Genomic DNA, 11,848 nt, shown 5'->3' with positions numbered 1-11,848 from the left:
AGGTGAATGCATCACACAAATACAAATACCAACCAAAATAAAAAAACTAAAAAAGAGCCTGATAGGTGTTTTGCAAAAAGTCAATCCAACCAAGCCTATACTCAGTAAGATCAACGCAGATAACGGCATAAAACCAGGATTTAAATCAGGAGAAATAGCCTTGATAGCATGTGCAATCTTTATTACAAGATCAACTCCAAAGCCCATAATTTGAAGGGGAAGCCATTCGAATCCTCCTAACATTGCAAGAACTGCGATTAATCCAAAGGGAATGACAAAAATTGAGATAACAGGCAAAGCAAAAGCATTACTGATAATGCTCAAAGATGCCATATTAGAAAAATGATAAGCAGCATAAATTCCACTTGCACTCCCTGCAACAAAGGAAGAAGCACACGTTGAAAGAATCGATAAGAAAACAAAATTCATCACTCCTCCTCCAACATAAGAGGGAGTTGTTTTTCTTTTACGAAAAAATGATCTTCCACTCCACCAATCAAAAAAAGCGATCAAAGCAGCAGTCGCAGAAAAGGACATTTGAAAGCTAGGACCTAATATTTCATGGGGTGTCATCGCCAGAGTTATCAACCCTGCAATGGAAAAATTACGCATTGTTATAGCAGAGCGATTACACAATATAGCAACCAACATAACAGCAATCATCACAAAACTTCTTTGCGCTGATATTGCTAAGCCCGACAATAACAAATAAAAAGCTGTTATCATAAACGCAACGATAGCAGCAAACTTTTTACTGGAATAATAGGAAGAAAAAACTGGAAAAAATGCTAAAAAACTACGGATACTCAAAAGAACTATGCCGCTTAACAACGCCATATGTAAACCTGATATTGATAAAATATGGGCTAATCCAGCTGTACGTAATGCTTCATTTGTCTCATTTGAAATACCAGCACGCTGCCCTGTTATGAGGGCAGCTGCAACACTCCCCTTTTCTCCTTCAAGGGCTATACGGATTCTTTGTGTCATCTTCGTGCGTAAATTTTCAATTTTCTGTAGAATGATAGCGAATATCCCATCAGGCTGAGAAACGGATATTTTTCTTGGTTTTCCTAAATAAACGCCTTGTGCCCCAATTCTTTTAAAGTAATTATGAAAACTAAAATCGTAGCCTCCTGGACGCACCGGCCCAGAGAATGCACGCATCTTCACTTTTCCATGCAGTCCATCACCAATCGCTAAGCCAGATGGCAAATATTTTGCCGATAAACGAACACGATGAAGACTATGGCGTAATATGGGCTTTTCTGTACTCAAAATATCCAAAACTAAACGAAACCCTCCTTTGGCACCTGACTCAATAGAAACAATTCTTCCCGTCAATGTAGTGACAATGTCACTGCCTAACATGGGTGTTGCAATACGCCACGTTTCTATTTTTGCCGCTAAAGTACCCAATATAATACAAAACAGAAATCCCACGGGAATCCATATTTTTGGATAAAAACGTGCACCATAGAATATTCCCAGAAAAATACTGACCAATGCCCCCAATTGTCCCCAACTTGGTTCCCACTCTAAATGAAAATAGAAAATGATTCCTAGGGCAAAAAAGACTAAAATCAGCGAAAAAAGGATACCAAAAGCAACCTCTTTATTAATACAATCTTCTAACCATTTGCGAAAAAAAATGATTACTTCTTTTAAGAGTGTCAATAAAAAAAGTTTTTGTTGGTTATAGCTACCGTTCTTTGCATCATCATATCTAGAAAAAACACTCTGCCCTATCTGACATGGCTTTTTTCTTTCTGTAACAGATTTTTCGGATAAACCCTCTTTACTTTTATAAAACATCAGTCCCCCACTTTAACTCGCAATACGGCTATTGCACGCCCCATCACTTATGCTAACATAACCTTTCTATAAAGTTCCATAAGTAATATCTCAATTTAAAGGAAAATATTCGTGTCTGTTATTACCCGTTTTGCCCCTTCACCCACAGGTTTCCTTCATATTGGTGGCGCTCGTACTGCTCTTTTTAATTGGCTTTATGCAAAACATACCGGTGGAAAAATGCTTCTACGAATTGAAGATACAGACCGGGAACGTTCAACAGAAGCAGCTGTAAAAGCCATAATAGATGGCTTGCACTGGATGGGTCTTAACTATGATGGCGCCCCTATTTCGCAATTTGAACGTGCAGAACGTCACCGCCAAATCGCCGAGCAGTTGGTCAAGAATGGCAAAGCATATTATTGTTATGCTTCACCTGAAGAATTAGCTGAAATGCGTGAAAAAGCCCGTACAGAAAGGCGCCCGCCCCGTTATGATGGACGTTGGCGGGACCGTGATCGTTCTGAAGCTCCTAAAGGTGTTAAACCTGTTATTCGCATCAAAGCCCCTCAAGAGGGAGAAACCATAGTACATGATCTTGTTCAAGGTGATGTTCGTTTTCCTAATAAAGATCTTGATGACTTTATTATTTTGCGTTCTGATGGTTCGCCTACCTATATGCATGCTGTTGTCGTTGATGATCATGATATGGGCATCACACATATCATACGTGGAGACGATCATCTTACCAATGCAGCCCGACAAATAATCATCTTTAAAGCAATGGGATGGGATATTCCTGTTATGGCACATATTCCTCTTATCCACGGTGAAAACGGCGCAAAATTATCAAAGCGGCATGGGGCGCTCGGTGTTGATGCTTACCGAACCATGGGATATCTTCCTGCTGCTTTGCGCAATTACCTTGTCCGTTTAGGGTGGAGTCACGGGGATGACGAACTTATATCACTTGAAGATATGATTTCTTGGTTTGATATTGAGGATATTAACAAAGGTGCTGCTCGTTTTGATCTCAAAAAGCTCGATTCCATTAACGGACACTATATGCGCATGAGCAATGATCAAGAACTTTTTGATGCCGCTCTTGATATTCTACCAGAAACCGATAAGGGAGCACAAACCATTGAAAGACTTGATGAAAAACGCCGTGTTCAATTTTTAAAAGCAATCCCACATTTGAAAGAACGTTCAAAAACACTGTGCGAGCTGATTGATAATGCCGCCTTCATTTTTACGCAACGACCATTACAGCTTGATGAAAAAGCACAAATACTCTTAGATAAAAATGGACGAACCATTTTAAACGCTCTTTATCTTGCCCTGAAAGCTTGCCCCTCTTGGGATACAAAAGCTTTAGATGAAACTCTTCGCTCTTATGCCCAAACAGAAAATCTTAAATTTGGATCTATCGCCCAACCACTTCGCGCAGCTCTTACAGGACGCGCAACATCGCCAGGAGTTTTAGATATTCTTATTTTATTAGGACGCGATGAATGCCTTCATCGTATCAAAGACCAACTTATCAAAAAAATATACTCATGATATGTACTGAATAGATCTCCTCAAATAGATCTCTATACAAATATTTCAACGCAATCTAAAAGAGTTTTTTATGTTATATCATTGAAATACAATTTGTATTGAGTAATAATGATCGCTAAGGAAATATTTTAGATTGCATGTACTCACTTTTAGAGGCAATCTGCCCTTAGTATAAGTAAGAAAAGCTTCAGTTATTGTATATCTCCTACTCTGATGAAGCAGAGTCTTAATTTTTAGAAGCGAAGGATCTGAAAGGAATACCGAATGTCTGAGAATAACGCACATCTTATTGTGAATGATAAAAAAGTAGAACTTCCCCTGCGTAAAGGCACAAGTGGACCTGAAGTCATCGAAATTGCTTCTCTCTACAAAAAAACCGATATTTTTACTTATGATCCTGGTTTTACTTCAACAGCTTCTTGTGAATCAAAAATTACTTATATTGATGGTGATAAAGGCATATTGCTTTATCGTGGTTATCCTATCGACCAATTGGCTGAAAAAGGAGACTTTCTCGAAAGTTGTTATCTTCTCCTTTATGGTGAACTCCCAACACAGAAAGAAAAAAACGACTTTGATCGATGTATTATGCAACATACCATGGTCCACGAGCAGTTTTCACGTTTCTTCCACGGCTTCCGTCGTGACTCTCATCCCATGGCCGTCATGGTTGCCTGCCTTGGCGCTATGTCTGCGTTCTATCACGACTCTATTGATATTACAGATCCTCACCAGAGAATGATTGCTTCTGTACGTCTTATCTCAAAAGTTCCAACGCTTGCTGCTATGGCCTATAAATACAGTATCGGACAAGCCTTTGTTTATCCACGCAATGATCTTAGTTATGCTGCAAATTTCCTCCATATGTGTTTTGCTGTTCCTTGTGAAGAATATAAAATAAATCCAGTGCTTGCCCGAGCGATGGATCAAATCTTTATCCTTCATGCAGATCATGAACAAAATGCTTCTACATCTACAGTGCGTCTTGCTGGATCCTCAGGTGCTAATCCGTTTGCCTGTATTGCAGCAGGTGTTGCATGCCTTTGGGGACCAGCACATGGTGGTGCCAATGAAGCATGTCTAAAAATGCTACAAGAAATAGGTTCTATTAAAAGAATTCCTGAATTTATTGCACGTGCAAAAGATAAAAATGATCCTTTCCGCCTTATGGGCTTTGGGCATCGTGTCTATAAAAATTATGATCCACGTGCAAAAATCATGCAAAAAACTTGTCATGAAGTTTTAAAAGAACTCAACATTCAAGATGACCCGCTTCTTGATATTGCAATAGAGCTTGAAAAAATTGCTTTAAGTGATGAATATTTTATTGAGAAAAAGCTTTATCCCAATGTTGATTTTTATTCCGGCATTACATTAAAAGCTTTAGGTTTTCCAACCGAAATGTTTACTGTTCTTTTTGCATTAGCACGCAGTGTTGGGTGGGTGGCACAATGGAAAGAAATGATTGAAGACCCTGCCCAAAAAATTGGTCGTCCTCGACAACTTTACACAGGTTATGCTATGCGTGACTATGTTCCTATAGATGAACGTGTAAATTAAAGAGATAAATCAATCAATAAAGCTTCAGTTTACTGAGGCTTTATTGAAAGTGATCAAAAAGCATCCTTTAAGGATTTTTATAAAACCTCATTTTAAAGCTCTTTCTCGCCAAAGAACATCATCATAAAAAATTTACGAAAAAATTCTAAATTTTGGCTCTGTCAATAAATTGATAATACTCTTTTGAAAATTAGCTACACATTTAGTAAAAAGAAATTGAAAATTTTACCCTATAATTCTCATTATTTTCAATGAAACGTATTTTCTATGATTCCCTCATATCTAAAACCCTTATTACATATTAAAACTTAGCAATGTTAGAGTTTCACTCTCTATCTTCTTCAAATACAGTAGATTAGAATGAAAATGAAATGCACTCTTAAAATTTGCTATGCAAAATGACTCTTTCTATAAGAATAGCTATAAAGATCAACTTGTTATAATGATTATATCCTATACAGGCATTCATCTTAAACATCATCGGCTAAAATCAAACTTCTTAGAAGAAAATCTTCACAATTGTTAGAAAATAAATTTATTTTGACATTCTGCATTTCATATAAAAAGTGGAAATAATAATATTTTATCCTGTTAAGGACTAAAATTTTCTTTGTATTTAAATTAATAGTTTTTCTTTTAAAGATAATTTACTTATTTTTAATAAAATTATTAAAATTCATTATATAAGCGATAAGAGGTTTACTTCTTTCCTGTATTTTCTATTCCCATACTTGATAAAAATAAATCATTTTTTTGATAATAATATCTAGCATAATGAAAACAACTCAATTTTTTACATTGCTCCCAAAGAGCTTAAAGATTATAAAAATGCATAATGGTTTCATATTTGCCAGCTTATCTAATAGGAGAACATAATGAAATTATTAGTAGGAGCTCTTATAATAAGCGCAACACTGTTTACTCTATCGGCCAATTCTCAAACGCTGAAAATTGCAAGTGATGCTTCTTATCCGCCATTTAGTTATATTGACTCAAATAATAAACTGCAAGGATTTGATATTGATATAGCTTATGCACTTTGTAAAAAAATGAATATTGAATGCACTATCGTCGTACAAGACTTCGAGGGAATGATTCCCGGACTTATTGCCAAAAAATACGATGCTATCATTTCTTCCCTTTCTCCTACAAAAGAGCGCTTACAAAAAATTGATTTTACAGATCCTTACTACAATACAGTACTCGCTGTTATTGTTAGCAAAAATTCGGAAATTAAAGAGATCTCAACACAAAGCTTTAAAGGTAAAAATCTTGGTGTACAATCAAATACAACACAGGCTTCATATTCAGAAGACCATTATGCCTCTGGAGAAGTGAATATCAAACTTTATCCTACAGCAATAGAAGTTACTCGTGACCTTTTAAGCCATCGGCTTGATATAATCATCTTTGATAAATTAAAAGCATTAAATTGGCTTGAAAATGAAGGAAAGGATTGCTGCGAGCTTCTAGGAACTTTAGAAGAAACAAAATTTCCTATTGCAATTGCACTCCGTCAAAATAATACTGATCTTAAAAATAAGTTCAATAAAGCAATAGAAGAAATCCGCGCCGATGGAACCTATGATGAAATTATGAGAAAGTATTTTGCATTCGATATCGATTAAATATCACTATGAATTAAACTTGAAGCTTTATATTTTAAGGAATATTTTCAAACTCTTTGTTGAACATGCAAGTATGATTGAAAACCCAGTATTTTTATAAGAAAAATTTATATTTATAAAAAGTTAATTTTTAATTGTTTCTCGATATTTAAACCTTTCATGGAATCTAATAATAATTGAGATTGTATTTTTATTTTATAAAAATCTAATTTTTTCTTCATGTTCAAATTGAATAGCCTTATTTTGCAAGAAAATTTCTCGATTTTTATTTATGAGATAATGCAAAGCACTCATTTTATGAAAATTAAGCCATCATAAAAGCAATAAGATATTCATTTTCTTTAAATCAATAAAAAAGATAATTTTTTGATAATAATCTGCAACATAATGATCTAAAATAAACGCCGATAAATTTTTGCATTGCTCCCAAAAAGCTTACAGATTATAAAACGTGACGATTTCATATTTGCCCGCTTATCCAATAGGAGAATATAATGAAACTATTAGCTGGAGCTCTTATAATAAGCGCCACGCTATTCGCCCAATTGGCTGATGCGAAAACATTAAAAATTGCGAGTGAAGGCACCTATCCTCCTTTTAGTTATATTGACTCAAATAACAAACTGCAGGGATTTGATATTGATATATCTTATGCACTTTGTAAAAAAATGAATGTTGAGTGTACTATTGTCACGCAAGATTTCGAGGGAATGATCCCCGGACTTATTGCAAAAAAATATGACGCTATTGTTGCTTCTCTCTCTCATACACAAGAGCGTTTACAAAAAATTGACTTTACAGATCCTTACTATGACACAGCACTGGCTGTCATTGTTACTAAAGATTCAGGAATTAAGGAACTCTCAACACAAAGCTTTAGAGGTAAAAATCTTGGTGTGCAATCCAATACAACACAAGCTTTGTATGCGGAAGATCATTATGCCTCTAAAGAGGTAAAAATCAAACTCTATCCTTCCACAATAGAAATGAATCGTGACCTCTTAAATCATCGACTTGATATGATTATTGTTGATAAATTAGAAGCGTTAAATTGGCTTAAAAATGAAGGAAAAGATTGCTGTTTCCTCCTAGGAACTCTGGAAGAAACAAAGTTTCCTGTTGCAATTGCAATCCGTCAAAATAATAATGATCTTAAAAATAAGTTCAATGAAGCAATAAAAGAAATCCGTTTGGATGGAACTTATGAGAAAATTATGAGAAAATATTTTACAAATGATGTTTATTAAATATCAATGTGATATTTAAATGCAACCTACTGTCTATTTCTAAAAAACATTATCTAACTCTTTCATGAGGAACACAAGAATGATTGAAAATTTAGCATTGCTATCATTTAGCAATGGTGGATGGGGAGCGGTTATACTTTCCAGTGCAGGAATGACATTGTCATTGGCGTTGTGTTGTGGCCTTCTAGGGCTTCCCTTAGGTCTTCTCAATGCAGTAATGATTCGATCCAATATTAAGATAGCTAAAGCTCTAGCACGTCTCTTTTCAACGGTATTTCGTGGATTACCAGAGCTTTTAACTCTGTTTTTAGTTTACTATGGATTACAAAATCTTATTCAAAATGCCTTTGACTATTTTAATCTTGAAATCATGTTCAGCATCAATGCTTTTGTTGCTGGTGTCCTTGCACTCAGTCTGGTTTTTGCAGCTTTCTCTTGTGAAGTTTGGCTTGGAGCATTTAATATTTTTGATAAAGGTCAATATGAAGCTGCCAAAGCTTTAGGCCTTTCACGATCAACCACATTTTTTCGTATTGTCTTCCCTCAGCTCATCCGAAATGCCTTACCAGGACTTTCTAATAATTGGCTTACTTTACTGAAAGATACATCCCTCGTTTCAACTATCGCGCTTGTTGACCTCATGCGACAAACGAATTTAGCTGTCGCGGCAACCAATAAACCCATGCTATTTTATCTTGTAGCATGCTTACTCTATTTATTATTTTCAGCGTTTTTTTCTACAATATTACGCTATGTGGAAACATACACTCAAATAGGCTATAAAAAGGTGCTAGGTTAATGATTCCGGAGTGGCTTTATTTCCTTTTTAATCCTGATCTTTTAAGCCGTTATGGCCCCAAATTTGTTGATGGCTTTATTGTTACTGTTGAGCTTGTTTCTATTTCTTGTTCTCTTGGTTTTTTCCTTGGTATGCTTATCGCTTTTGCGCGTTTATCAAAGAATACGTTTTTACAATATTTCGCAAATGCTTATGTCTATTTTTTTCGCGGCTCTCCTTTGTTAGCCCAACTCTTCCTTTTTTATTATGGGCTTGGTTCAATGAACAATTTTTGGCAACAGGTTGGTCTATGGTGGTTTTTTCAAAACGCGTGGTATTGTTGTCTTTTTATTTTTACACTCAATTCTGCTGCCTATCAATCTGAGATCTTTAAAGGAAGTTTTTTATCCGTAACAACTGGGCAACGTGAAGCATCAAAAGCTTTAGGTTTAAGCAACTCTGTCACATTTTTTAAAGTTATTCTTCCACAAGCAATGATTATAGCATTACGCCCTCTAGGCAATGAGTTGATTTTAATGATTAAATCCAGTGCCATTGCCTCACTTATTACTGTTTATGATTTAATGGGGATTGCTAAACTCACTTATTCACGTACATTCGATTTTCAAGTTTACGTTTGGGCAGCCCTTATCTATCTTTTTATTGTTGAACTCATTCATCGTTTTATTGTTTTTATCGAACATCGCCTCACTCGATATTTACGATAAATAAATGATCATAAAAGAACTTTACCAAATCAAAATGTTGAATTAATAAATTCATTCATCAATGAAAGAATAAAACAAGATGAATTTGAAAAATAATCAATCGATCTCTCCCAATAAAAACCCTGTGATCTCCATTCGAAACCTCAATAAATGGTACGGAAACTTTCAGGTTCTACATGATATCAACTTTGATGTTCAAACTGGTGAACATATCGTTATTTGTGGCCCATCCGGATCTGGAAAATCAACGTTAATTCGTTGTATTAATCAATTAGAACAAGCACAAAAAGGTTCGATCCGTATCCATAACGTTGATATCCATACCGCCCCTGTACAACAGCAAAAAAATGTTCTCCGTAAGATAGGAATGGTCTTTCAGAACTTTAATTTATTCCCCCACATGAGCGTTATACAAAATTGTATTTTAGCCCCTATGACAGTTCAAGGTCTTTCCAAACAACAAGCAAAAGAACGAGCAATTCATTACTTAACGCATGTCGGTATTGAAAAACACTGTGAAAAATATCCTTTACAACTCTCTGGTGGGCAACAACAGCGTGTTGCGATTGCCCGTGCACTTTGTATGGAACCTGAAGTAATGCTTTTTGACGAACCAACCTCTGCTCTTGATCCAGAAAGTGTAGGAGAAGTTTTGCAAGTAATGGCTCAATTAGCAGATACAGGAATCACAATGCTTTGTGTTACTCATGAAATGGACTTCGCACGGAAAGTCTCAGAAAGAATACTCTTTCTAGAAAACGGAAAAATTGTTGAAGATACAGCATCTGAAAAATTTTTTACCAATCCTAAAAGCCAACGTGCTTGTGAATTTCTTGCTAAAATTAAATATTAATCATTAAAATATTGCTTTATTTATACAATTTTATTCCTACTTTTTAAAAGAGTGATAATTGTTTGTGCGCCAACAACCCCCGATGGTACTTCAGTTTTCATTTTCTGTTCTACCATCTCAAAGGAATCAAGTTGTGCCTGTCGCAATAAAGGATTAGCCAAAAGTTGTTCTACCTGTCTTGCTAACATGCCAGGACGGATTAATTCATTCAAATATTCCGAAACAATAGGCTTATCAGCAATAATATTTGGAAGAGCAGCACTCCATAACATCATTTTAGGAAAAATAAATAATTTAGAAAAGAAATCAAGTTTATAGCAAAGAACCATAGGAACTTTTGCTAAGGCTAATTCAAGTGAAACAGTTCCATGTGCAGCAAGAGCAACATCTGCTTGTGCAAAAGCACGCCATTTTTCATCTTCACCAACTACAATTTCTATCTTGCTTTTCCAGCCCTGCACAAAGTCCCGGATTCTATCTACCAAATGAGGTAAGGTTGGTAAAATAATACGTAAATGAGGAATACGTTGTACAAGAATCTCTACTGTTTCTCGAAAAATAGGCATTAAAGAACGAATTTCTGAATTGCGCGATCCTGGCAAAATAACTAATGTAGGCGATAATGCTTGTGTATCGATCAAATTTCTTTGTTCTAATTGGCTTTTTTTTTCTGACTGAATTCTCAAAAGGGGAGGATATGTCAAAAGACGATGTCCAACATAAGTCGTGGCAGGGCCTCCCAAATCTTGCATAATCTTTTCTTCAAAAGGAAAAACCGCTAAAACATGATCAACAAATCCACACATAGCTTTTGCACGCTCTGGCCTCCATGCCCAAACGGTTGGTGCAATATATTTAATGATAGGAATAGAAGGCGCTAAAGCACGTACCTTTTTTGCAATACGATGCGTGAAATCAGGACTATCAATAATAATTAAACAATCAGGTTGTTCTTGTGCAATAAATTTGGATAAATTGCGAATGTGTAGCAACAACAACGGTAGTTTTTTCAACACCTCCTTTAAACCTATTAAAGCAATATCATGGGAATCAAAAAAGCTTTTTAAGCCTAATGCCTTTAAATGGCTCCCCCCAACACCAATCAAATGAATATTGCATCCTATCTGTTGTGATAAACAAGAAATTAGATCGGCCCCAAGTAAATCACCAGATTCCTCACCTGAAACCACTGCAATCTTTAAGAAACAATTATTCATGACCAAACTTCTCAAATGTCTCTATAAATAGAGAATATTTGTTGGCTTTTTCTATTGTTGTTTTCACTGATAATATTAGACTTCTATTTGCCTCCACCGCAACACCAGATAAACCACTCTTTGCAATATTCATTATTGTCGCGGGACCAATTGATGGCAAATCAACGCGATTATCCTGTTGTGGTTTTGCACATTTTACAAGAACACCACCCTTAGAGGGAATTTGCCCTCTTTCTCGCATTTCACAAACACGCCACAACATATTATCAGTTCCCTCAGCGCCCTCCAAAGCAACCACCCTTCCCTGAACAACAACAACGGCTTGTCCAATATCCAATTGACCTAAAAGTTTTGCTGCTTCTGCTGCTAAAAAAATATCTTTTTTCTCTTTTGGCGTAGCACGCCGTATTGTTAAATTAAATGCTATGGGAGCTAAAAGATCTGGTACTATTTCATGGGCACCGATAACACAAAAACCAT

10 protein-coding genes are annotated in these 11,848 nt (G+C 35.7%); 7 read left to right on the top strand and 3 right to left on the bottom strand.

Annotated elements, in window-relative coordinates; translation table 11 throughout:
* The coding region (locus tag ACFIO3_RS03035; RefSeq protein ID WP_375704093.1) for a ComEC/Rec2 family competence protein at positions 1–1,815 on the bottom strand (1,815 nt) is incomplete at its 3' end.
* Positions 1,816–1,926: 111 nt separating this feature from the next.
* Between ACFIO3_RS03035 and gltX the strand changes: the two genes are divergently transcribed.
* The 7 genes from gltX (at position 1,927) to ACFIO3_RS03000 (ending at position 10,151) form a co-directional block, all read left to right on the top strand.
* A complete protein-coding gene (gene gltX / locus ACFIO3_RS03030; protein ID WP_375704092.1) occupies positions 1,927–3,357 on the top strand; it encodes a glutamate--tRNA ligase in 1,431 nt (476 codons plus the stop codon).
* 264 nt (positions 3,358–3,621) lie between these two features.
* Complete coding sequence (gene gltA, locus ACFIO3_RS03025) at positions 3,622–4,917, top strand: citrate synthase (RefSeq protein WP_375609502.1); 1,296 nt, start codon at positions 3,622–3,624, stop codon at positions 4,915–4,917.
* An 875-nt stretch (positions 4,918–5,792) separates the two neighbouring features.
* Positions 5,793–6,545, top strand: coding sequence for a transporter substrate-binding domain-containing protein (locus ACFIO3_RS03020; protein ID WP_375607202.1), 753 nt, complete (start codon positions 5,793–5,795; stop codon positions 6,543–6,545).
* A 494-nt stretch (positions 6,546–7,039) separates the two neighbouring features.
* Positions 7,040–7,792, top strand: a complete 753-nt coding sequence (locus ACFIO3_RS03015) for a transporter substrate-binding domain-containing protein (RefSeq protein ID WP_375607203.1) — start codon at positions 7,040–7,042, stop codon at positions 7,790–7,792.
* Positions 7,793–7,871: 79 nt separating this feature from the next.
* Positions 7,872–8,591: an ABC transporter permease gene (locus ACFIO3_RS03010; RefSeq protein WP_375607204.1), complete on the top strand. Its 720-nt coding sequence runs from the start codon at positions 7,872–7,874 to the stop codon at positions 8,589–8,591.
* Complete coding sequence (locus tag ACFIO3_RS03005; RefSeq protein WP_375607205.1) at positions 8,591–9,298, top strand: ABC transporter permease; 708 nt, start codon at positions 8,591–8,593, stop codon at positions 9,296–9,298. The genes ACFIO3_RS03010 and ACFIO3_RS03005 overlap by 1 nt, the downstream gene beginning before the upstream one ends.
* A gap of 79 nt (positions 9,299–9,377) precedes the next feature.
* A complete protein-coding gene (locus ACFIO3_RS03000) occupies positions 9,378–10,151 on the top strand; it encodes an amino acid ABC transporter ATP-binding protein (protein WP_375607206.1) in 774 nt (257 codons plus the stop codon).
* A 20-nt stretch (positions 10,152–10,171) separates the two neighbouring features.
* Here the strand turns inward: ACFIO3_RS03000 and lpxB are convergent, their stop codons facing one another.
* Together lpxB and lpxI are read right to left on the bottom strand one after the other, a co-directional pair.
* Positions 10,172–11,368, bottom strand: coding sequence for a lipid-A-disaccharide synthase (gene lpxB / locus ACFIO3_RS02995; protein WP_375607207.1), 1,197 nt, complete (start codon positions 11,366–11,368; stop codon positions 10,172–10,174).
* A partial coding sequence (gene lpxI, locus ACFIO3_RS02990) for a UDP-2,3-diacylglucosamine diphosphatase LpxI domain-containing protein (RefSeq protein ID WP_375704091.1) occupies positions 11,361–11,848 on the bottom strand: 488 nt, incomplete at its 5' end. The genes lpxI and lpxB, both read right to left, overlap by 8 nt.

It is taken from the genome of Bartonella sp. AD328YNZD (assembly GCF_042196425.1).
Note: the sequence above shows the minus strand (reverse complement) of the source record. Positions and strands in the feature narration are given on the sequence as shown.

Coding starts and splice junctions, on each gene's coding strand:
- gltA (WP_375609502.1), top strand. CDS start 3,622: ATGTCTGAGAATAACGCACATCTTATTGTGAATGATAAAAAAGTAGAA.
- ACFIO3_RS03020 (WP_375607202.1), top strand. CDS start 5,793: ATGAAATTATTAGTAGGAGCTCTTATAATAAGCGCAACACTGTTTACT.
- ACFIO3_RS03015 (WP_375607203.1), top strand. CDS start 7,040: ATGAAACTATTAGCTGGAGCTCTTATAATAAGCGCCACGCTATTCGCC.
- ACFIO3_RS03010 (WP_375607204.1), top strand. CDS start 7,872: ATGATTGAAAATTTAGCATTGCTATCATTTAGCAATGGTGGATGGGGA.
- ACFIO3_RS03005 (WP_375607205.1), top strand. CDS start 8,591: ATGATTCCGGAGTGGCTTTATTTCCTTTTTAATCCTGATCTTTTAAGC.
- ACFIO3_RS03000 (WP_375607206.1), top strand. CDS start 9,378: ATGAATTTGAAAAATAATCAATCGATCTCTCCCAATAAAAACCCTGTG.
- lpxB (WP_375607207.1), bottom strand. CDS start 11,368: ATGAATAATTGTTTCTTAAAGATTGCAGTGGTTTCAGGTGAGGAATCT.